Source organism: Paracholeplasma manati (assembly GCF_025742995.1).
Taxonomy (GTDB): Bacteria; Bacillota_I; Bacilli_A; order Acholeplasmatales; family UBA5453; genus Paracholeplasma; species Paracholeplasma manati.
Map to the genome: position 1 here is coordinate 140,797 of NZ_JAOVQM010000002.1, position 23,071 is coordinate 163,867.

Sequence of the window (23,071 nt, forward strand, 5' to 3'; positions counted from 1 at the left end):
CATGGAAAAAATTCTAAAGGATTTACTGTACACCCCAACCCATGAATGGGTTAAGATTGAAAACAACAAAGCGAAGATTGGTATCACAGACTATGCACAACACAGCCTTGGATCAGTGGTCTTCGTCGATTTGCCAAATGTTGGCAGTACATTCGGTCAGTTTGACCCATTTGGTGCTGTAGAATCGGTTAAAGCAGCGTCTGATTTATTGATGCCAATTACCGGCAAAGTCATCGCTGTCAATGAAGCTTTACTCTCACAACCAGAACTTTTAAACGACGATGCTTTTGCCAATTGGGTCATCGAAGTTGAAGTCTCTGACGCAGCCGAAGTATCTAAATTATTGTCTCCAGAAGCGTATCAAAAGACCCTACATTAGGAGGACCTATGTTCAAATACTTCCCGCATACTGAGCAAGACATCCAAGAGATGCTTGATAAAATCGGGGTTCAATCGATCGATGAGCTTTTTTTAGATTTACCTAAAAAGCTTCAAACCAAACCCGATTACCAAGTACCGCTTGCGAAAAGTGAAATAGAACTCAGAAATCATTTCAAGGGGTTATCGGGTAAAAACCGAGAACTCATCATTTTTAGAGGGGCTGGTGCCTATGACCACTATACACCATCAGTCATCCCAGCCATCATTTCAAGAGAAGAATTTTTAACTGCTTATACACCTTACCAACCAGAGATTGCCCAAGGCACACTCCAATACATCTTTGAGTTCCAAAGTATGATCACAGACCTCACAGGGATGGATGTGTCAAACGCATCCATGTACGATGGTCCAACTGCGACCGCAGAGGCGATGTTTATGGCGGTTGCACAAACGAGAAAAAACAAGATTGTACTTTCTGATAACGTCAATCCAAATGTGATAGATGTTGTTAAAACGTATTCTTTATACCGTGGTATTGAAGTTTTAATTATCGCTTCGAAAAACGGTTTGGTCGATAGAACCCTATTGGATGAAGCCCTAGAAAACGCAGCTGGATTCATTGGCCAAGTACCAAACTATTTTGGTTTGGTTGAAAACCTTACGGATGTGTCTGAAAAGGTTCAATCCAAAGGTGGTATCATGATCATCAATGCCGACCCACAAGTCTTAGAGACCATTGAGTCACCACGCAAGATGAAAGCCGATATCGCATGCGGCGAATGCCAAAGTTTAGGTATTCCTCTATCTTATGGTGGCGCATATGTGGGTTATTTAGGTACGACAGAAAAACTATTACGCAAGATGCCTGGCCGTATTTGTGGGGTCACCACCGATGTCGATGGCAAGCGTGCGTTTGTATTAACCCTTCAGGCGAGAGAACAACACATTCGAAGAGAAAAAGCCAACTCAAACATCTGTTCAAACCAATCCTTGATGGCATTATGGACCACCATTTATATGTCAACCATGGGCAAACAAGGCCTGAAAGAAGTGGTTGCACAATGCTATCAAAATAGCCATTATCTACAAGAACAACTCATTAAGACAGGTTTATTTAAACCCGTTCACAACGGCTTTTTCATCAAAGAATTCTTATTAGAAGCATCTTTTGATTTAAAAGCGTTTGAACAAAAGTGCATTCAAAAAGGCATTTTGCCGGGTTTAATCATCGAAGACAAATACATGTTATTCGCTGTGACTGAAAAGCGTACGAAACAAGAAATGGATCTACTGGTATCCTTAGTCGGAGGTGCAAAATGAAAGCATACGACCAATTGATTTTTGAGATCAGCAAACCTGGACGTGTCGGTTATTCTTTACCGAAAAACAACTTACCATACGACATCTCGAAAGATATCCCACAAAACCTCAAGAGAAGTGAAGAAACGTTGTTGCCAAGTGTTGCAGAACTTGACTTGGTTAGACACTATTCCAATGTTTCAAGAAAGAACTTTGGGATCGAAACAGGGTTCTATCCTCTAGGGTCTTGTACAATGAAGTATAACCCAAAAATCAACGAAGAAATCGCTGCGTTACCTGGTTTAAGAAACATCCACCCACTTCAACCTATGGATACAGCTCAAGGCTCATTAGAAATCTATTATGAGACCGCACGTATGTTATCCGAACTCTCAGGGATGGCTAGTTTCTCCTTAAACCCATTCGCGGGTGCCCAAGGTGAACTGGCTGGCCTCATGATTATGAAAGCCTACCATCACCATAATGGCAACCTTCACAAGACCAAAGTCATCGTGCCAGATTCGGCACATGGTACCAACCCAGCCTCCGCGACGGTTGCTGGCTTTGAAATCATTGAAGTCAAATCCAATAAAGATGGCACGGTCAATATCAAAGCGTTAAAAGAAGCCTTAAGTGATGAGGTTGCAGGCATCATGCTGACCAACCCAAATACCTTGGGTATCTTTGAAAAAGACATCTTAAAGATATCCAAACTCATTCACAGTGTGGACGGGTTACTCTATTATGATGGCGCGAACTTAAATGCGTTATTGGGTCGTGCACGTCCAGGTGATATGGGCTTTGACATCATCCATATCAACTTACACAAGACCTTCTCAACCCCACACGGTGGCGGTGGTCCAGGGTCTGGTCCAGTGGGTGTTTGTAAGAAGTTAGTCGATTTCTTACCAAGCCCACAAGTCTATAAGAGAAGAAACAAATTCATCTTAGAACAACCTATCCATACCATTGGTCACGTCTCCGGATTCTTAGGTAACTTCAGTGTAATCATTAAAGCCTATAGTTTCATGTTAACTTTAGGGAAGGAAAACCTTTCTAAAGTGGGTGAACTATCGGTATTGAACGCGAACTACCTAAAAGAATCCTTGAAAGAAGACTATTTCCTACCAATCAAAGGCTTGTGTAAACACGAAGTGGTCTTTGATGGCTTAGTCGATAAATCTACCGGGGTAACAACCTTGGATGTTGCGAAAAGATTGTTAGACTTTGGAATGCACCCACCAACGATTTATTTCCCACTCGTGTTCCATCAAGCATTGATGATTGAACCGGTTGAAAATGAATCGAAAGAAACATTAGACCAATTCGTCAGTGTCATGAAACAAATCGCATTTGAAGCGAAAAATGACCCTGAAAAAGTCAAACATGCCCCATATACCACCGTCGTTCGTCGTTTAGATGAAGTATCGGCGGCACGTAACCCAAGGGTTAAATACAGAGATTTATTGAAATAATACAAAAACAGTTCACCGCGGTGAACTGTTTCTTTTTTAGACTAACTTGTCGATGATCGCTTTCGCAAATACAGGTAAATCAGCAGGTGTTCTAGAGGTGATCAAATGGCCGTCGACCACCAACGCTTCATCTAGATATTTCGCACCAGCATTTTCAATATCCACACGGATCGAATGGAATCCGGTCAGCTTTTTACCTTTGAGGTTACAAGCGGATATCATCAACCATGGGCCATGACAGATGGACGCGACCACTTTTTGTTGCTCGTCCATTGCTTTAACGAAATCAACGGTTGCTTGACAACGACGCATGTAATCGGGTGAAAATCCACCTGGAATGATGACGCCTTCGTAATCCGAAGGGGATACATCTTTACTCGCATAATCACTCTTTAGTGGCATGCCAAATTTGCTTTTATAGGTGTTGTTGGCCACTGAACCAATCAAATCTACTTGAAATCCAGCTTCTTGCATACGGTAATAAGGGTAAATGAGTTCTTTATCATCGTATAAATCTTCAATCAATATCGCAATTTTTCTCAAAATAAAACACCTCTTTCTTAGCCTCATTATAACAAAAATCATATTTATTTTTTAGACGAATGCTTCATAACATTTTGACATCAAGCGCGACAAAAACGGTCGATTCATTGTATAATGAGGGAAAAGGTGGTGTAATCATGGAGTTGAATAAAACGGAATGGCGTTCATCGGATCGAGTGGCGTTTTTAGCCTATTTGAAATCATTTGAACAACCGAATAAAGTCGATTGGACAAGGCGCATTCTCAACACAAAAATGCCGTTATTAGCCATACCAACCAAAACCATCGATCAGATAGCTAAAGAAATCTTCAAAGGCGACTATCCATCCTTTTTAGACTTGCACATCGATGATTACTATGAATCAATCGCCATTCAAGGCAAACTCATTACCAAAATCAAAGACTTTGATATAATGAAGCGTTATTTAGATCGTTACGCTACCGTGATGGAAAATTGGGCTCATTGTGATCTATTGTCATTCGATATTCATCCAAAGAATCAATCCAAATTCATCAATCTTTCCTATGGCTATCGTCATTCGACTCAACCATTCATCCGTCGACTCAGTTTGATGATTTTATTTCAAATGGTCAAAGACACTGAGATTCTACCCATCATTTATGAAGCACTTTTGGCACTTGAAGATGAACAAGACTATTATGTCATCATGATGGCAGGATGGTTGTTATCGGAATGCATCATTCAACACAAAACACCAACGCTATCATTCATTCAACATAAAGAGCTAAACCCGAAAATTGTCAATAAAGGCATTCAAAAATGCCGTGAAAGTCTACGATTATCCAAAGCCGAAAAAGACGATTTGCTTATATATAAGCGAGAAAAAAACCACAAACGGTAATCCCGATTGTGGCTTTTTTCTTATTTGTTTTCAAATAATTTGATTAGGGTTGGATAAACACCGATACCATCACGGGTTTGTAAACCACTGTGAATGACTGGGTTTAATAAAGCTTGGTCAATCCCTTTGTTGGCGATTTCTAGACCATATCTTAAGGTTGCGTTATTGAGCGCGATTGAAGATGTTTTCGGTACAGACCCTGGCATATTCGCGACGCCATAGAATAACACATGACCTACTTTGTATATTGGGTTATCATGATAAGTTACTTTAGAAAAATTAGAAATACCACCTTGGTCAATCGCGACGTCGACGATGATGGCACCCGGTTTCATGAGTTCTAGGTATTCATCTTTGATGAGTTTAGGTGCGGCGTCACCTGGAATTAACACAGCTCCGATGACAACATCGGCTTCAACGATCGATTTCTTTAGGTTTTCTTGGTTCGAATAAAGGGTATGTACTTTATTGTGGTATAAATCTTCTAAGTAACCTAAACGCTTCGTATCGATATCAAGTACAGTCACGTTCGCTTCCATACCAACCGCCATACGGCAAGCACTTTGACCAACGATACCAGCACCGATGATGGTGACTTTGGCTCTTGGTGTACCTGGTAAACCAGACATTAAGACCCCAGTACCACCAAAGAAGGCTTCAGAATATTTCGCACCCTCAACGACAGACAACCTCCCCGCAACCATACTCATCGGTTCGAGACATGGGAGTGTTTTTTGATATTCCATGGTTTCATAAGCGACGGATAAAACTTTCTTTTGTTTCAATGCTTGATACAAAGGTTCATTAGAAGCTAAGTGTAAGTACGTATATAAAATCAGGTTTTCTTTAAAAAGGGCATACTCTGATTCTAGTGGTTCTTTGACTTTGACAATCATATCGCTTCTAGACCAAACAGATTTCGCATCTGAGACCATTTCACAGCCTAGAGCTTCATATTGTTCATCCGTAAAACCAGAACCCAAACCAGCCCCATTTTCAATGAGGACTTGATGTCCACTTCTGACATACTCTGACGCTGCATTTGGGGTTAAACCAACTCTAAATTCATATTTTTTAATTTCTTTGACACATCCGATAATCATAGGCTCACCTCTACAACTATTTTAACATAACCAAAGCCTCTTGATGCAAAATTTCATTGAAAAATGTAAGCCTTATGCTAAACTAATAGAGGGAGGAATGACCAATGCACTATAAAAAATCCATTTGTTATTCAGGGTATCGATTGAACCAAAGTCCAGTCACCAAAATATACCCTTCAAAACAAGAAATACTCGAAGACTTACAACTACTCATCAAAGATGGGTATGAACAAATTCGTATGTATGACCCAGGCATGCACGCGAGACTCACTTTAGAAGTGATCAAAGAACACAATTTGCCGATCAAAGTCATGCAAGGCATGGACTTAGATGGTGAAGTCATCAACAACAACGTTGGTTGGGGTGAACCACTCAAAACCAAAGACATCATCCAAAACAAGAAGAACAACCTTAAGCAGTTGGATCTGTTGATTGAACTAGCCAACCAATACCCTGACATCATCAATTATGTATCTGCAGGTAATGAGAATACTTCAGATTGGAATCCAAAGATGGTTGCGGTAGACACCTTAGCGAAATACATTCGAACACTCAAAGAAAATATCAAACAACCTGTAACATTCTGTGAAGGGGTCTATTTTTGGAACACCCACGCGATGCCACTGGTGAAAGAAGTAGACTTTGTGTCCATCCATATTTATCCATTTTGGTTAAGAAAACCACATGAAGAAGCGTTGGAAAATACATTCGCAGCTTATGAGGCAACCAAAGAAAACATTAAAGACAAACCGATCATCATCACCGAAGCGGGTTGGCCAACCAAATCCAGTCTAGGAGACTACACGTCTAATGCGTTTCATCGTACCTATGTAGATGGCTTAGAAGCTTGGGCAAAAAAGAACGATGTGTTGCTTTATATGTTTGAAGCCTTCGATGAACCATGGAAGGGTTCGGATAAACCAGATGAACCAGAAAAACACTGGGGTGTCTACGATTTGAACCGAAATAAAAAGTAAATTGTAAGCGTTTTTAAAAATAACGCCCATAATCATTGACAAACCAACAAGACTGCGTTTTAATAGAGGTGTGAGTACAAAACCGATATTAAAAAATAGTCTTTTTCTTTTAGAAAAGAAAGACGGAAGGCAAGGGACAAGGCATTGTTTAAAAGTGCGTATTTAGAGCGAGTGTTTAACGATGTACTTAAAAAGGACAACGGACAACCGGAATTCATTCAAGCGGTTGAAACGTTCTTTTTATCGATGGATGACATCATTTCGATGACACCGCAAATTGAAAAGTATGGCATTATGGAACGTCTGGTTGAACCAGAACGTCTAATCCATTTTAGAGTCACCTGGGTCGATGATCAAGGCATCACACGTGTCAATCGCGGTTATCGTGTCCAGTTTTCATCTGTTTTAGGACCTTACAAAGGCGGGTTGCGTTTCCACCCAACCGTTAACGCCTCCACCATGAAGTTTTTGGGTTTTGAACAAACCTTTAAAAATGCCTTAACCGGCTTACCGATGGGTGGGGCGAAAGGCGGCAGTGATTTTTCATCGATTGGTAAATCTGATGGTGAAATCATGCGTTTCTGTCAAAACTTTATGTTAGAACTCTATCGCCATATCGGTCCAGACACCGATGTACCCGCAGGGGACATTGGTGTGGGTGCCAAAGAGATTGGATATTTGTATGGCATGTATAAGAAAATCCGTAATGAATCTGTCGGTGTCATGACTGGTAAAGGCTTAACTTATGGTGGGTCTTTGGTCAGAAAAGAAGCGACTGGGTATGGCTTATGTTACTTTGTTTCGGAAATGCTTAAAACCTATCGTTCCGACCGCATGGATGATAAAAAAGTCGTTATCTCTGGATCTGGTAAAGTTGGACTATACGCCGCGATTAAAGCCCATGAACTCGGCGCGATTGTGGTAGGTATGTCGGATGTCAATGGTTATATTCACGATCCAGAAGGTTTAAAGATGGATATTGTTACAGAACTTGCCAGCAATGGTGAACTCTCGAAGCGATACCATGAAAGAACGGGTTGTGAATATGGAAACGATCCGAGGGGACTATGGCGCGTACCATGTGATATCGCGATGCCGTGTGCCATTCAAAATGAACTCGATTTAGAATCGGCCAAAGCGTTGGTAGCCAATGGTTGTTACTTGGTAGCGGAAGGCGCGAACATGCCTTGTACATTAGAAGCTGAAAAGTATTTCACTGAAAATCAAATTCTATTCGCACCTGGTAAAGCCGCGAATGCCGGTGGGGTCGCTGTTTCACTGTTTGAAATGAGCCAAAATGCGATGCATTACCCTTGGCCATACGATGAAGTGGATGACAAACTCAAAGGCATCATGAAAGAAATATTCTTCAAATGTTACACAGCTGCACGACGTTATAAAAACCCTTATGACCTCATCAGTGGCGCGAACATCGCTGCTTTCCTTCGTGTTTATGAAGCGATGATGGATCAAGGTATACAATAGAACTTTTAAAACCGTACCTTTGTTGAGGTACGGTTTTTCGTTAATATGAACACTGAGTGGTTATTCAAGAATTTCATATTATATATTTTATAAACACTGTTTGAAAAAAATATAATCAGACATGGATTATTGATTGGAATATGTTAAAATTGTTCTAATGAAAGGAGCGATTTCGATGTATAAAACCATTTTGTTTGATATGGATGGCACATTGATTGAATCTAATGACCTCGTTTTAGATATCTATCAAAGCCTAGTCAAACTTCACCCACCCAAAGTCAGTTTAAAAAGTATTCCTGTAGCCGATGTGCTTGCGAAAGGATACCCAGAAGTACTCGAAATGCTCTATGGTAAAAAACGTCCGGATTTGATTGAAGAGATTTACCGAATTCACAGCGAACTCGCGGTCAATCACTTAAAACTCTATCCGAACACATTGGACATTTTAGAAAGCTTAAAAAGCCGAGGTATCAAGCTTTACATCATCACCTCAGAACTCAGGAAAATCGCGATAGCGGAACTCACAGGTCTCAGCATTTTCCATTTCTTTGAAGACATCATCGCGTTTGAAGATGTATCTAGACCTAAACCAGACCCAGAAGGGATCATCAAATTGATCACCACCAAAAAACTCAATAAAAAAGAAATGATGTTTGTGGGGGATTCGATTTCGGATGCGAAAGCCGCCAAAGATGCAGGGATATTATCCATCTACATGAATTGGCATAAAGACGCCTCTAAGATGATCTATTTCGACAAGACATTCCATGCTTTTGATGAGTTGTGTAGTTTTACCTATGATTATGAACCTGTGTTGACACTCAAGATGAAACCCAATAAACCATTTAAAATCGTTCAGTTCACCGATTTGCATTTGATGAATGACATGAAGGATTTGAAAACCAAGGGTTTAATCAAAAAGATGATTGCGGAACATAAACCCGATTTCATCGTCTTTACTGGTGACCAAACGATGTCAAAAGATAGCCCTAAATTATATAAAGATTTAGGGGCTTATATGGGACAATTCAAAACCCCATGGAGTTTTATCTTTGGTAACCACGATACCGACGAAGGTGTTGCGTACGAAGCACTCATTGAACAAATCAACGATGCGAATTACTTATCCTATAAACCGGGTAATCCAAAGTATGGGTATTCCAACTATTTCATTGAAGTTAAAGACAAAAAACTGACCAAAGGTTTGTTATTTATGATGGATTCCCATGTCGATGCGTTTTACATCATCGATCAAAAACCAACCTGGGGGTATGGTTCACTTAAAGATGAACAACTCCTTTGGATGGACAGTGTGGTCAATCAATACCATTTGCCTTTTGAAAAAGTACCGAGTTCACTCTTGTTTTGTCATATTCCACCTTATGAATTTAAATCGGTCACGCCAGAACAAAAGCAGGACTACATTGGGTCTTATCATGAAACCCCATGTACCCCACCGATTCCAAACCATATGATGGAAATTCTCAGTAAAAAGAACAGTTGTAAAGGCATCTTTGTTGGACATGACCACTACAATGATTATGCCTTCTACCACAACCAAGTATTGTTGGCATATGGCCGTGTCAGCGGTTATTATGACTATGGTCCAAAAGGATTTAAAAAGGGCTGTCGTGTCATTGAATTGAATCACGATGGTGAAATCAATACATACGTCAGCATTCTATAAAAAGAAGAAGCCCGTTCAGTGTTTTTCACTGAGTTGGCTTCTTTTGTTATTCTTCTTCATCTCTAACAATTTCGATGACAATTGGTATATCCATTTCGGAAGAATAGACCTCTAACGCATTTTTAAATGTGACAAATTCATAAGGTTCAAGTGGTATAACAATCGGGTAACTGAAATCTAAGATTTCGTTATATAGTTCTAACACATAATGACCATCATCATAATAAAGATACTCTACAACGAGCCTTTTTCCAATACGATAAAACAAAATACCCGTTTCATTGTTTTGATCGTCTTCTAAGTAACTGAATTGGATGCTGTAATCCGGTAGGGTATTTAGGATATTTTTAAACTGCTTACGATTATTCACTAAACCTACATGAATACGAGAAATACCAGGTACAGGGGGTATATATATCGTTTCTAGTGACGCTTCAACTTCATAGGGATTCAATAATCTTTTAAATGTCAATGATGAATCTTTAATAAAAATAGAAACGATGACAAAAATAATACAAATAATACCAAATATTCCCGTTAAGGTAGAGCCCATGTACAAGTTACTTTGATGATCGTTGATGTAGTCTTCCAAAGTCAAAATCTCAACGTCGTTATGATAGACATAAACAGCTTTCTTATCATATTCATCGGAGTCAGCATCGATATATCCAATCACTAATAGTTCGTTTTTTTCTAGTGAGCCCAGATATGTTTTATTAGGATGAACAAATGAGGGGATATAGAGCGGCTTATCCTGTTCAAAAACAAGGATGTAAGTATCACCACTTTCGTATTCATCATTATAAAAAGTAAACGTTTCTTCTTGAATTCCTGTAACATTAAAGTTTTGAGCATCTAAGTACAACTTTCCTGATCCACAGAATAGTGCTATTCCAATAGCAGAAGCTGCAACAATTATAAGTATTTTTCTAAAATACATCAGTCTTTACCTCATCTCAATATTATTATACAATTTTATACTTGAAAATATAATTATATTTATACATAATGTTTTTATCGGAAAACATGAGCATGGGTTTTGTCGGTTATCAATCTTTTTTATAGGGTACATTTATTAGGGATATATGTCTTTTATTCTCTGTGTATTTTGATGTCATTTATATTTCGATGTATCCTCTAAAAAACTGCGATTTTCCCTACTATTATCATTGATTAAAAAGGTTAAATATTATATGATTAATATACTGGAGAGATGTATGTGTTAAAAAAGATCATTGTTATTTCAAATACCCCTACAAGCGACATCAAATGGCTTGAATATATCAACGAAGAAAATATCCTCAACGGCTTAAACGCGATTGAGGTTAATCAAATAAAAGATGCGAAAAACATAGGTAAGTTACTCTATAAACATCAATTATTTGATATTTTTGTGTTTTCCAAATCCAAACAAGCGTTACGAACACTCTACAAGAGTTACCCATATGCAAGACTCATTTACATGCCAGACACTTTCAATAGTTTGGTCGATTTATCCAAAGATGCCTTTAACAATCACGCCCATACGGTGTGTTTAAAAGCGACTGCTTTATCCTCATCCATGGTACGACATTTGAAGATGTACGGATTGGTTGTTTTTGCGTATGTTGAAAAACAATCGGATATCTATCAAGCGGTATTGGCAGGTGTCGATGGTCTGTATGGTAAAAACATCGATAAAAAACAGATTGATGTGAAAGGTGATTATGCTTTTTCACCGTTTGTTATTGCCCATCGTGGGTATCACGCCAATGCACAAGAAAACAGTTTAAAAGCCGCTGCAGAAGCGGTCAGAATGAAATCCGATTTCGTCGAACTGGATTTCCAAATGACCAAAGACAAACACATTGTAGTGAATCACGACGATTCTTTGGGTCGTACTTATGAAAAAGACTATGTCATTCGTAAAGACACCCTCAAATCACTACAATCCATCAAAATGACCTATCAAGGGGAAAAAACAGATGAAGTATTGCCTACTTTATCGATGTTTCATCGCCATTTAAAGGATACCAACACATCGTTATTGATTGAAGCTAAAACATCATCCGGTACAGCCATGAAGCGTTTGAACCGAGTCCTCTCGCAAATGGACCGTCCACCGTTACTCATGAGTTTTTATCCATTCGCCTTGGTCAATTTCAAGAAGTACGCGAAAGGGTATGCTCGGGGATTTTTAATTGACCTTGAACAAAACCACATGAGCGTATCAGATATCATCAAAATATCCAATAAATACAACCTCATGATTCACCCATACTTTAGTCATACCAAATCCAACTTAATTGAGATTCTCAAGAAGAGAGCGATTTTATACTGTCCTTGGGGATTGAAAACCGATATCGATTTAAGAAAAGCATTCTTATCTGGATATTATGGCATCAATACCGATGAATCTCATCGTTTTAAAGACTTCATCAAGTATTTGGTGGTGAAAACCAGACATACTTATTACATTGGCGATACACTCACCCTTCAAACAACCACGGATGTAGGGTCTGAAATCGAAGGAAACATTGAGGTATTGTTCCAAAACCCACTCGGTTTGGTGATTGAAAATAATCGAATTACGCATGCTACCTTAGATGGTATGGCTTATTTATATGTGACTTACATGGTTAAAACCGACTTGGTCAACTATACCTTGATGTCTGATCTCATTCAAATTGAAGTTAAGCGTAGTTCTCATGAATAACGTCTATTTACATAACCTATACGCCTCGAAAACAGAAGCGGGTTATTCACTACATAAATTCCCTACCTCACTGATAAAACACCTTTCTGCGAAGGGTCAACCCAATGCGTATACATTGTTTGGTTCAGAGATTAGATTTACCATTGTAAGCAAAGTAACGGTGGAAGTCTACACACCAAATACGGCACAAATCCTCATTTATTATGGGGATTATCAAGGGGAGTTTCACAGATTCAGTGGGTCATATACCTTTCAAATCGAACCTAAATTTGATGAAGAAGGTTTGAAACGGTTATCCCAATATCATCGATTTGAACCCAATTTAGTTCGCATCATTCTCAAAGAAAATATGACAGTGAGATCCATTGAAGGTGAATATGTATTCCCGGATATTTCCAAGTTCCCAAAACAGAAGTATTTGGCTTATGGGACATCCATTACACAAGGCAGAAATGGGTTCACCCCAGATTTAAATTACCCAGGCATCGTGTCTGAAGCATTGGGGTATGAATGTTATAATTACGGCATGAGTGGTTCAGCGTATATTGAACAAGCACTGGTGGATTTCATGTGTGAAAACACGTATGACCTCATCACATTAGAGCTCTCAGTGAATTTGTTGGGGGATGGCTATGATGTTTCAATATTCAAAGACAGACTTAGTTATTTACTTCAAAAAATAGCACAAACACAACCACACGCAACCGTGATTGGTATCACGATTTTAGACAATTGGCGAAAGCTAGGGTTTGATCAAAACAGAGGCACACAAAAGGATGTCATCTTATATCGAAATGCTTTCAAATCAATCATGAAAGATTATCCTCAGTTCATTCTACTAGAGGGTGAATCGATGTTAGAATTCCATCACCTATCCACCGACTTAATTCACCCTTCTCAATATGGCATGATTGAACTAGCAAACCAAATACTTAAACACACAAAGATGTAAGTAAATTTACATCTTTTTTTGCTTAAAAAGGGAAATACATACCCAATTGTGGTATAAATAATATGGTGATAATATATGAGTTTAAACACATTATACGATGAAGCATTGTCCTATTTAGGACTCAATGTAAAAGAAAAAGACCCAGCGAAAGCCATTAAAATCTTAGAAACGTTGGCGTTAAATGGATACGCTGATGCTTTTTACCACTTAGGTAGAAGCTTCGCGATTGGTGAAGGTAATACCATGGATGTGGTCAAAGCGAAAGAACTCTATGAAACTGGTATGTCCTTAGGCAGCCTTAAGTGTTTCTATGGGTTTGCGTTACTCCATACCACAGGGTATGGTGTATTAAAGGATGAAAGACTGGCTAAAGATTATTTTGAAGCAGGTTATCAAGGCATCCTAGAAGAAGCGAATCAAGGCGATCCGATTTCAAACTACATGATGGGCTGTTACTACTATTATGGGTTCTATGTTAAAAAGTATATCGCGACCGCGATTGAATATTTGGATAAATCCGCTCAAGCAGGCTATGCAGAAGCACAGTTCTTATTGGGTTCAATCTATGAAGCATTGCATAAGGATGTTCGTAAGGACAAAGAAATCTTTGAATACTATTCTTTAGCTGCGATGCAAGGCCATGCCTATGCACAATACGCATTAGCCCTTTTATACATCGATTCAGACATTGTTTCTAAGGATTATAACGAAGCTAAGAAGTGGTTAGAATTATCGTCTAAACAACACCACTATTTGGCTTTAGGTACCTTAGGTATGCTTTATTATGAAGGTGAATTTGGTCAAAAAGATTATGATAAAGCCTACCCTTATTTAAAAGAGTCTGCGGATTTAGGCTACGCCCTGGCCCAATACTACATCGGTTTGATGTATAAAAATGGTCAAGGGGTTGAAAAAGACATCGATGAAGCGGTGACTTATTTAACCTTAGCAGCCAATCAAAACGATATGAATGCCCAGTACAATTTAGGTGTGCTCTATTTCAAATATAAAGGTAAACCGCACTTTGACAAAGCTTTCCACTGGCTTACCAAAGCAGCAGAACAAAAACACCCATATGCGCAGTATAATTTAGGTGTCATGTATCAAAATGGTGATTTTGTTAAACAGGATTATGAAAAAGCATCGGTTTTATACCGTCAAGCCGCTGAAAAAGATGTGGTAGGCGCGATGTTTAACTTAGGCATGTTATACATGAAAGGCCTTGGTGTTGTTAAGAGTGAAGACACTGCCGTTCATTATTGGAAAAAAGCAGCCAACCTAGGTCATGATCAATCGAAGATGTATTTAGAATCTGTCGAAGCATTTAATAGGAAGCATATAAAATGAACGTTATAGTAAAACCATTTCATCTACCACTATTGAATCGTGATGCGAAACTGTATGTGATGTTACCAGAACACCTAGACATCGATACAGCCTACCCTTTGATCTTTTTTCACGATGGTCAAAATGTATTTTTTGATAGAGACGCATCTTTCGGTGTTTCCTGGGGAATCAAAGAAATCTATGAACAAAACGCTATGCCAAAAGCAGTCATCGTTGGTTTATCCTGTGCAAACGGATTAAATAGATTAGATGAATATAATCCTTTCATCGCTTCTAAATCCGTGTCTTTTGGGGAAACACCACGTTTAACCGGGGGAAAAGGTGATGCCTATCTGCATGACATCATCGATACGGTTTTACCCTATTTAAAAGAACACTACCCAGTGGACTTAAACAACATTACAATCGCTGGTTCATCGATGGGTGGACACATTTCCTTATACGCAACCTTAACGTATCCTAAAGTATTTAAGAACGCTTTATGCTTATCGAATGCGTTTTGGATTTCCGAAGAAGCGATGGTAAACTACATCAAAAACCTAAGGAAAAAACACAAAGGCTTTATCTATATGGATACTGGCGACAATGAATCCGATGATTTTGATTATCTTAAAGCGAATAATCGTGTGTATGAAGCCTTAAATCAAAAACAGATTGAAGCAACCTATAGAATCATTCCTGGCGGTATTCATCATGAATCTGACTGGAATAAGCGTATTAAAGACATCATTTTGATGATAAAATAGAAAAAATCACCCACATATCAAATGAAGGTATGTGGGTGTTTTTTTACATTTTTGTTGAAAATGAGAAAATTCTGTACGTATTGTGTCCGATTTTTAGAAAAAAGAATTATGAGATTTTAGTAAGAACGACAAACTTACCCATCTCCTTTTTTATTGAGTCATTGAATTCATTGATGTAGTATACTTGTTTCAAATTTAAATATGGAATAATGGATGGAATGTTGTTTAAATCCATTTGAAACGAAATGCAAGTAGAAAAAAATACTTGTTTATTCTTTTGTGCTATGAAGTCTTCGTATTTTTCCATCGTAATATACAAATAACCTTTATCCATAAGAGCGAACAGTTCGCTATCCAATCTGACTTGCTTAATGATTTTACCTCTATAGACTTTAATCAATTCGTTATCAACGATGATGATTTTTGAGAAAACATGTTTTTTAATCATGAAAAAAATACAATTAAGAAATATCAGGAAGAAAATTCCAATGGAATTTCCAATTAAACCATCAATAAAAGTATCACTTCTAGAAGTTAAATCTATACTGAGAAATAGTAGCATTAACATTGAAAGGTTCGAGATGATTACACTAATCACAAACTTTTCAACTCGATTTTTACTGACCAACATAATTTATGATTACCTCCGGACTTTTCATAAATACCTATATTGATTAACGTAATCAAAGAACATGGATGCTTGAACTCCTAAATAATTATAATATCCAATTGAAGAAATTGAATCAGATAAATTACCAGCTGAACCACCACTGATTGATGTCGTTTTATATAATAATCCCGCCAGAGTATGCGCCATCAACTATTTCAAGCGTATCCTTAAATACTCTGGTATCACCACTTTGATATACTCGAGATTTTATCTCATCAATGATTTTTATTTTTTGTTTTCTTGTAAAGTACATTACGAATATTCTCTTGGTTTTGCCATCCTTACACATGATTTCTATATAAGGTTTTAAGATTATTGACGATGGCATTTGAATAGGTATTCTTTCATTGATTGAGTTTTCTTCACTCCATATTATACGAACATCCTCAATTTCATCATAATGTATTATGGTTTTAAACTGTATTTTTGATCTCATTCCAAGCCAATCATCTGGTATTGAAATACTTTTATTTAAGAACACAATTCTATGATGTTCAAAACGAATAAATGTAAATAAAACAAAACAAAATGGAAATATCAGTAATAAAAACACGAACCATGTCTTATTTAAAAATGAAAAAACTAGATAATAGCCAGCAACAACACTTAAGATTAACCAAAAAAGCGAGAATAATTGCCAACCGATATTCAATTGGAAGAAAATTTTTGTTTTTTTCATCGTATATAAACTCCTTTTAAGGGATTATGTTGGCAAATCTATCATGCAGTCCGTAAGCATCAAATACACCATTAACAACTGAACCTAAACTGCTATAGTACAAGCTTGCTGCAAACATTTTTCCAAATGTTTTACAAGTAATATTTTTAATCAAGCCCCTATTAAATTTAGTAATAATTTGCCTTGTAACCTGATTGAGGCTACCCCTACCAGAAACATTACCTAAAAACGTATTTGATCCTTTCATCGCATAAGCTAATTTATCCATCATTCCCGCTGTTAATGCTGAAACAACACCAACTGTTAAAGAAGTTAAAAATATTTGTGAAAATGAATAATCAGTTTCTCTAAACAAATTCTGAAATCCCATTCCAAATGCTGATGACAAAAAACCTGTCATAAATGCAGCCCCCATAGGTCCCACTCCTGGAATAATGGAGAAAATCCCACCTAGAGCTCCACCGACAATAGAACCAGTAAACATTCCCCATGACCATGACCATTCACCAGCTAAAGTATATGATACGATTTCACTGACCGTATAAACTACAGCTCCTATGCCTGCCCCTATTAATGCGGCAATGCCAAGCCCTATAATTATCGCACTAATCGCAAAATTCCCATCTGGATCAATAAGATTCACTGGATTATTCGCAGTATACGTATATAAGTTCTCACCACTATTACTCATTGGATTTAAGTAGTTGATACTATCGGGACTAATGAATCTACCTATCTGTGGATTGTAATACCTTGATTGCAAATAATAGAACCCAGTCTCTAAGTCATATCGATATCCGCGATATCGATAAGGATTGATGATCGATAATGATATTCCTGAGGTGTCTGTTGCACTAAGGGTATTACCAAAAGCATCATAGCTATAAGTAACCAATAGAATACCATTATGATGTTAACTATTTCTTTTTAACATATCTTTTACTCTACTCAAGTGCTCGGTTGCTTTAAAATAAGTGGCTTCCTCATAAGTTGGATATTTACAAGCAATGTAGCAAAGCTTTTCTATCTTTTTTTCATTAACAACCAAAGATATTAGTACTTTGTCGAAAAAAACTCTATCCTCTTTTTTTATCTCTTTATCATCTTTATCTAAATAACGAATTTCCATTTCAATGCTTTTGTTTTTTGCTATATTAATCAATTTCGATATGTTTTTCTTAGTTCTTTGATAACTAAACAGTGTTTTGTGTTCAATTTCTTTATCACATGTGCCACAATAAAATAAGTGATGTCTAATATCTGAATCAAAATTTCCTATTATACTTCCGCCATCAGTACTGCTATATAAACTTTCATATTTTTTCGCTTCATCTGAATTTGAGTTTAAAATTTTGTGATTCAGTTTTTTTGACAATAAATTACCACACCATGGACAATAGTGTTTTTTAAAAAGGAATTTAATTATATTTCCGTGAAAATAATAAGATTTTCTCATTTGATCTCCTTTACCACGTCAATCTAATATAAAAACTTACACCACTAGGACCAGGATTTCCTAAGGCAAAAACAAATCCATTGCTTCCAACTCCAAGTTGAAACTCTCCTGTTGTCATAAATTTAGCAGAACCACCAATCTTTATATAGGAAAGTGGACTCATTTTTTGTTAATTAATATATTACTTATTTATAAATAAATAAGCTAACAAGTGCTATAACATTAAACATGTCAACAGCAATATGTCCTCCTCTTAAATGCAATTTTGTATTTGAAAGCAGAAAGAAAATAACTGCAACACCAATACATAGCAAACTAGTATTGTAATTGTTATGTTTTCGTATAAAAAGTACATTAATTAACAATGATAATATACAAATTATAAACAAGACAACATGTACTATATTTCTTAAGTCCCACTCAATTTTCATAAACCATTGTATACTCAGTAGTGTAATAATATACTGTGTACTTTCCTTTCTTTCTATTGTTATAAATAAATCAAGCGCTGTGGATTTGGTCCATAAAATGTTGTTAGACTACTAGAGTAGGCTATAACCACAGATCCTATTTTTTACCAATTATAAGTTAGTTAGCGCAAAACGCTACATCACAAGGTTATTGTAAATAGAATCTCATGTCAAAGGATAATAGCTAAAAAATTAATGAAGGTGCTTGAAATGAGATTAGTCTGAATCAATATTTTCTAAGGGACTAGCTAATTTTTAAACGGATAGTTCTAATCGTTCATATACATACAAATTATAACATTTAGAAGGATGATATAAAAGTCTGATTTTTAATTATTTAGCTCATTCATTTCATATAATTAAAGATTGAATTGATTATGAAATTTATTGATGAAGATGGAATAGAACTCGCAAGTATATCCAAGTATTGTGAAAGCAATTACTACAAATACAATGATCAAGGCATTCGCACTAAAAAACAACAGGTACATGTAGTGGCAATAAAACAACCAAATATACATTGAGTAGCAATTTGGTCATTATGGAATCTTGGGGAACAAGTAACAATCAAAGAATCTATTATACATACGATGTAGATGGTTCCTTAATCAGTTTTAGATATAACAATAATGAATATTTTTACATCCGCAACCTTCAAGGTGATATAATAAAGATAATTGATATCAGTGGTAATGTATTGGTTACTTATAGCTATGATGCTTTTGGTAATACCCTTAATACAACAGACACCTCTGGAATATCATTATCGACCATCAACCCCTATCGATATCGCGGATATCGATATGACTTAGAGACTGGGTTCTATTATTTGCAATCAAGGTATTATAATCCACAGATAGGTAGATTCATTAGTCCCGATAGCATCAACTATTTAAATCCAATGAGTAATAGTGGTGAGAACTTATATACGTATACTGCGAATAATCCAGTCATGTATACAGACAGCACCGGATATGCACCAGAATGGTGGAACAACTTTTGGAATAGTACTGCTGGGAAAATAACAGGAACCATTTTAGTTGTTGCGGTTGTAGTTGGATTATCTATCCTTACTGCAGGATGGGGTGGAGCTCTTACAATATATTTGGGCGGTAGTTTTTGGGCTGCAGTAGCTGGCGGAGCCTTAGGTGGAGCTATCTCTGGAGCAATATACGGCGCAGGAATCAGTATGATTTCACAGGGTTTCTCAGATGGATACACCAACATAAGTTACACGAAAGTGGTTAAAGATACCTTGATTGGTATGGTATCTGGTGCCATAATTGGCGCTGCTTTTGCTGCTGCTGGTAGAGGATTGGGATTACTGGGAAAAACAAAATTAGCACAAAGACAAATAACAAACTGGGGTGACACTAATATTAGTTGTCTGTTCGGTTCAAAGTCAGGAAATTTTACATTCATAAGGTATGGAAGATTTATGAGATTTGAAGCAAGTATCCAGCACGGATTGCACTATCATATGATTACTTCAAAAGTCTTATGGGAAGGTATATTCATTGCTCAAAATCAAATAGCTGGATTTCTAGGTGGTTCATTTGCTAATCACCTTAACTAAAAAAGTGAAACGGGGTATAAATATGAAAAGACAATATTTGATCTTATCTTACATTTTTAATGATCATTTTGAACGTATTCCTTATTTCGCATATGATTTCTTGACCCAATTAAACATTACTAAAAATATAGTTATTACTTATTTTAGACTACCTACAGAAAAGTTAAGCTTAAATGAATTTGATCCGAAATCTTACAAATTGTATATGAATAAAAAGTTGACTGATAATATTATTTTATATTTCCCCTCATTAGAGCCACTTAGTAAGATGAATAAAATGTTTTATGTAGATTATCATTTAGATCAAACTGAAATCTATTTTGAAAATATAAATTGTTCTTTTGATTATTACATTGAGAATATTATAAAAGCTAACCGAAAGAAAAGTTCCATCAGAAAATGTACAAATCTTAGTGTATTTGTAGATGAAGGCATGATAATAATAAAGTTAAATAGAGATTTTTATGAAAAAGACAAACAGCAATTTAATCAATTAATTTATAATTGGGAACACACATTTATCGATTTAAAAATTAGAAAGTCAATAAAATAAGTTCTTTTCACACAAAATTTTATACGATATAAAGATTCGGAATCCATTGAACAAATGCCTACGAAATCTATTGAAAAAGTTAATCGTGATTTCTGTTATCTATTATTAAAAACTCAATTTGAAGTTATTTCTATATCAAGTCAGTTTTACGATTAGAGGTGCAGAAAATAAAAATTATGTCGAGAAAAATGTTGTAAAATGTTGAGAAGTTTAGCGATTGATGGTTTATGAAAAAATCATTGAAAAGAATCAAGCGCAAGCCTTTTTCTTTGGCACTATAAAATTATCCTGATTTTATTGCTTTTATGTTAATAAAGTGGACACACTAAGTATGTCATTACTTACTTTGAATACTAGTGGTGAGAACTTATATACGTATACTGCGAATAATCCAGTGAATCTGATTGATCCGGATGGTAATTTTGCTTTATCGATTTTTATAACAAGTGTAGTTGTTGGTGCATTAATTGGAGCTGGTTTAGGCTGGTACAGTGCAGTACAAAACGATAGTGATATCCTTACTGGCATTATAGTAGGAGCCTTGTTAGGGGCTTCCGATGGAGCAGTAATTGGATTAGGTGGTGTCTATCTTGCTAGTGGTGTTTCATCACTAATTTCAAAAGGCATCACAGATATGGTGAGTATAGCATTTTTCGGTGGCGCAATTGGGTCCTTACAAAGTTATGCACTCGCTTTTTCCCTTGGTGGATTAACAGGAGGTTTCTTAGACAAGCTAGGAAAGGCAACTACATTTGGTCAAAAGGTATTACAATTTGGAATTAAATTCATTAGTGATGTTGCAGTAAGGCCAGCGCTCTCACAAGGAATTGATATGGGGTTAGGAAAACAGAAAACTTGGAATTGGAATCAATATGGTTATGATGTGGCTTCAAGAGGACTAACCTATTTTATACCTTGAAAATACAAAACAAATACTGTATTTGGAGAACTGTCTATTTCACCATTCAAGGCATTTGGCAGAGGAATAGCAAGAGGTAAGTATCCAAATCTTGCAGAGATATTCATATGGTAGTAGGAGGCAATCAATGGATTACGAATTTAAATTAACGAGTAGATTTTTTGAAGTTTTTTGGTTCTTATTAATCAGCATAATTGTTTTATCTGTAGTATGCATCATCTTATTGATTTTTAGAAACAAAATCATGAGTAATGATAATATAAGTGGAAAGGGTATTTTTTATTTTTCACTAATCGTGTGTCTATTTTTTAACGGGTGGCTCATATACAAATTTATCCCTTATGGTCAGGATTTGCAGTATGTCAGGACAAACGAGTTTAGTTATATTACTGGTGAAGTGGTTGGTTATAACAAGAGAGAAGCTATAGGTGATATTGCTGTAACATATAAATATTCACAACCGATTATTTTCGATGGGGAGAATAGAGTCGTTTTAGATGTAAATGATACTGAGTTAAATAAGACATATAGTCTTATATATTTAAAGCATACAAAGATAGCTATAATTATCGAAATACACTAAAAAACTCATTAACATCAGAAAGATTTGGGAGAAAAATTATGAAGAAATTAATACTTTTTATAACCTTGTTATTCACCCTTACTTTATTTGGATGTGTTTCAGATCCAAATACCTACTATTTTGATTCGAACATTTTGTTGAGTAATACAGTGAAAATTGAACTCGTGTATTATCAAAATGATGCACCTGAAATGATAGTAGTTGACCAAACTGATTTTCCAAACTTTGATTATGATAGGTCTATGGTTATTGAAACACTCGATTCATCGTTGTTAGAACCATTCATTTTAGAACTTTCATTGATCACTTTTCACATTCAAAATAAGAGTTCAAATTCCCCGGTAGGAAATACATTAATCCTTCATCAAACTAACGGCAATATGATTGTGATTTCGTGTACACTAATCGATGGTACAGCATATAGTTTTGTTTCTACATTTGACTCAGATAGTCATTTTATAGAACATATCGCAAGATTTGCTGATCGTCCAAAATTTGATGAAATGTTGCAGAAGTATTTCAACTCGATATGAGTTTTAAAAGATATTAAATCAAGGTATCGAAGCATCATTCAATATAGCACTTGGAATTTTCTAAGGTAGTTAAGAGGTA

Annotated in this window: 23 protein-coding genes; 16 read left to right on the plus strand and 7 right to left on the minus strand. The window is 36.4% G+C overall.

Annotated elements, in window-relative coordinates:
• The first annotated feature begins 1 nt into the window (after position 1).
• Genes gcvH through gcvPB form a run of 3 tightly spaced genes read left to right on the plus strand, consistent with a single transcriptional unit; the run spans position 2 to position 3,155 of the window.
• Positions 2 to 379: a glycine cleavage system protein GcvH gene (gene gcvH, locus N7548_RS02785; RefSeq protein WP_263607899.1), complete on the plus strand. Its 378-nt coding sequence runs from the start codon at positions 2 to 4 to the stop codon at positions 377 to 379.
• An 8-nt stretch (positions 380 to 387) separates the two neighbouring features.
• Entirely contained in the window at positions 388 to 1,701 is a 1,314-nt protein-coding gene (gcvPA, locus tag N7548_RS02790) for an aminomethyl-transferring glycine dehydrogenase subunit GcvPA (RefSeq protein WP_263607900.1), read from the plus strand.
• Positions 1,698 to 3,155 carry an aminomethyl-transferring glycine dehydrogenase subunit GcvPB gene (gene gcvPB, locus N7548_RS02795; protein ID WP_263607901.1) on the plus strand — a complete coding sequence of 486 codons (1,458 nt, stop codon included), beginning with the start codon at positions 1,698 to 1,700 and terminating at the stop codon, positions 3,153 to 3,155. Before gcvPA ends, gcvPB begins: the two co-directional genes overlap by 4 nt.
• A 36-nt stretch (positions 3,156 to 3,191) precedes the next feature.
• Here gcvPB and N7548_RS02800 read toward each other — a convergent pair whose 3' ends face one another.
• On the minus strand, positions 3,192 to 3,698 hold the full coding sequence (locus tag N7548_RS02800; RefSeq protein ID WP_263607902.1) for a type 1 glutamine amidotransferase domain-containing protein: 507 nt from the start codon (positions 3,696 to 3,698) through the stop codon (positions 3,192 to 3,194).
• A 137-nt stretch (positions 3,699 to 3,835) separates the two neighbouring features.
• Between N7548_RS02800 and N7548_RS02805 the strand changes: the two genes are divergently transcribed.
• Positions 3,836 to 4,561 carry a DNA alkylation repair protein gene (locus tag N7548_RS02805; protein ID WP_263607903.1) on the plus strand — a complete coding sequence of 242 codons (726 nt, stop codon included), beginning with the start codon at positions 3,836 to 3,838 and terminating at the stop codon, positions 4,559 to 4,561.
• Positions 4,562 to 4,581: 20 nt separating this feature from the next.
• Here the strand turns inward: N7548_RS02805 and ald are convergent, their stop codons facing one another.
• Entirely contained in the window at positions 4,582 to 5,664 is a 1,083-nt protein-coding gene (gene ald / locus N7548_RS02810; RefSeq protein ID WP_263607904.1) for an alanine dehydrogenase, read from the minus strand.
• A gap of 104 nt (positions 5,665 to 5,768) precedes the next feature.
• Between ald and N7548_RS02815 the strand changes: the two genes are divergently transcribed.
• The 3 genes from N7548_RS02815 (at position 5,769) to N7548_RS02825 (ending at position 9,813) form a co-directional block, all read left to right on the plus strand.
• Positions 5,769 to 6,641, plus strand: a complete 873-nt coding sequence (locus N7548_RS02815; protein ID WP_263607905.1) for a glycosyl hydrolase family 17 protein — start codon at positions 5,769 to 5,771, stop codon at positions 6,639 to 6,641.
• 144 nt (positions 6,642 to 6,785) lie between these two features.
• Entirely contained in the window at positions 6,786 to 8,126 is a 1,341-nt protein-coding gene (gdhA, locus tag N7548_RS02820; RefSeq protein ID WP_263607906.1) for an NADP-specific glutamate dehydrogenase, read from the plus strand.
• A 175-nt stretch (positions 8,127 to 8,301) separates the two neighbouring features.
• A complete protein-coding gene (locus N7548_RS02825; RefSeq protein ID WP_263607907.1) occupies positions 8,302 to 9,813 on the plus strand; it encodes an HAD-IA family hydrolase in 1,512 nt (503 codons plus the stop codon).
• A gap of 46 nt (positions 9,814 to 9,859) precedes the next feature.
• Here N7548_RS02825 and N7548_RS02830 read toward each other — a convergent pair whose 3' ends face one another.
• Complete coding sequence (locus N7548_RS02830; RefSeq protein ID WP_263607908.1) at positions 9,860 to 10,753, minus strand: hypothetical protein; 894 nt, start codon at positions 10,751 to 10,753, stop codon at positions 9,860 to 9,862.
• 279 nt (positions 10,754 to 11,032) lie between these two features.
• On the opposite strand from N7548_RS02830, the gene N7548_RS02835 reads away from it, so the two are divergent.
• The 4 genes from N7548_RS02835 to N7548_RS02850 all read left to right on the plus strand — a co-directional run bounded on the left by N7548_RS02835 (position 11,033) and on the right by N7548_RS02850 (position 15,553).
• On the plus strand, positions 11,033 to 12,508 hold the full coding sequence (locus tag N7548_RS02835; RefSeq protein ID WP_263607909.1) for a glycerophosphodiester phosphodiesterase family protein: 1,476 nt from the start codon (positions 11,033 to 11,035) through the stop codon (positions 12,506 to 12,508).
• Positions 12,501 to 13,460 carry an SGNH/GDSL hydrolase family protein gene (locus tag N7548_RS02840; protein ID WP_263607910.1) on the plus strand — a complete coding sequence of 320 codons (960 nt, stop codon included), beginning with the start codon at positions 12,501 to 12,503 and terminating at the stop codon, positions 13,458 to 13,460. Before N7548_RS02835 ends, N7548_RS02840 begins: the two co-directional genes overlap by 8 nt.
• 75 nt (positions 13,461 to 13,535) lie before the next feature.
• On the plus strand, positions 13,536 to 14,807 hold the full coding sequence (locus tag N7548_RS02845; RefSeq protein ID WP_263607911.1) for a tetratricopeptide repeat protein: 1,272 nt from the start codon (positions 13,536 to 13,538) through the stop codon (positions 14,805 to 14,807).
• Complete coding sequence (locus N7548_RS02850; protein ID WP_263607912.1) at positions 14,804 to 15,553, plus strand: alpha/beta hydrolase; 750 nt, start codon at positions 14,804 to 14,806, stop codon at positions 15,551 to 15,553. The genes N7548_RS02845 and N7548_RS02850 overlap by 4 nt, the downstream gene beginning before the upstream one ends.
• Positions 15,554 to 15,659: 106 nt before the next feature.
• Here N7548_RS02850 and N7548_RS02855 read toward each other — a convergent pair whose 3' ends face one another.
• The 4 genes from N7548_RS02855 to N7548_RS02870 all read right to left on the minus strand — a co-directional run bounded on the left by N7548_RS02855 (position 15,660) and on the right by N7548_RS02870 (position 18,358).
• Positions 15,660 to 16,001 carry a hypothetical protein gene (locus N7548_RS02855; RefSeq protein WP_263607913.1) on the minus strand — a complete coding sequence of 114 codons (342 nt, stop codon included), beginning with the start codon at positions 15,999 to 16,001 and terminating at the stop codon, positions 15,660 to 15,662.
• 337 nt (positions 16,002 to 16,338) lie between these two features.
• Complete coding sequence (locus tag N7548_RS02860) at positions 16,339 to 16,902, minus strand: hypothetical protein (RefSeq protein WP_263607914.1); 564 nt, start codon at positions 16,900 to 16,902, stop codon at positions 16,339 to 16,341.
• A gap of 16 nt (positions 16,903 to 16,918) precedes the next feature.
• Complete coding sequence (locus N7548_RS02865; RefSeq protein ID WP_263607915.1) at positions 16,919 to 17,797, minus strand: RHS repeat-associated core domain-containing protein; 879 nt, start codon at positions 17,795 to 17,797, stop codon at positions 16,919 to 16,921.
• Positions 17,798 to 17,815: 18 nt separating this feature from the next.
• Positions 17,816 to 18,358 carry a hypothetical protein gene (locus N7548_RS02870; RefSeq protein WP_263607916.1) on the minus strand — a complete coding sequence of 181 codons (543 nt, stop codon included), beginning with the start codon at positions 18,356 to 18,358 and terminating at the stop codon, positions 17,816 to 17,818.
• 1,011 nt (positions 18,359 to 19,369) lie between these two features.
• On the opposite strand from N7548_RS02870, the gene N7548_RS02875 reads away from it, so the two are divergent.
• From N7548_RS02875 to N7548_RS02895, 5 genes are all read left to right on the plus strand, one after another.
• On the plus strand, positions 19,370 to 20,404 hold the full coding sequence (locus tag N7548_RS02875; protein WP_263607917.1) for an RHS repeat-associated core domain-containing protein: 1,035 nt from the start codon (positions 19,370 to 19,372) through the stop codon (positions 20,402 to 20,404).
• A gap of 22 nt (positions 20,405 to 20,426) precedes the next feature.
• On the plus strand, positions 20,427 to 20,957 hold the full coding sequence (locus N7548_RS02880) for a hypothetical protein (RefSeq protein WP_263607918.1): 531 nt from the start codon (positions 20,427 to 20,429) through the stop codon (positions 20,955 to 20,957).
• Between the two features lie 331 nt (positions 20,958 to 21,288).
• Positions 21,289 to 21,876 (plus strand): RHS repeat-associated core domain-containing protein, encoded by a 588-nt coding sequence (locus tag N7548_RS02885; RefSeq protein ID WP_263607919.1) that lies wholly within the window; start codon positions 21,289 to 21,291, stop codon positions 21,874 to 21,876.
• 127 nt (positions 21,877 to 22,003) lie between these two features.
• Positions 22,004 to 22,459, plus strand: a complete 456-nt coding sequence (locus N7548_RS02890; RefSeq protein WP_263607920.1) for a hypothetical protein — start codon at positions 22,004 to 22,006, stop codon at positions 22,457 to 22,459.
• Positions 22,460 to 22,497: 38 nt separating this feature from the next.
• Positions 22,498 to 22,992 (plus strand): hypothetical protein, encoded by a 495-nt coding sequence (locus tag N7548_RS02895; RefSeq protein ID WP_263607921.1) that lies wholly within the window; start codon positions 22,498 to 22,500, stop codon positions 22,990 to 22,992.
• Positions 22,993 to 23,071 lie beyond the last annotated feature (79 nt).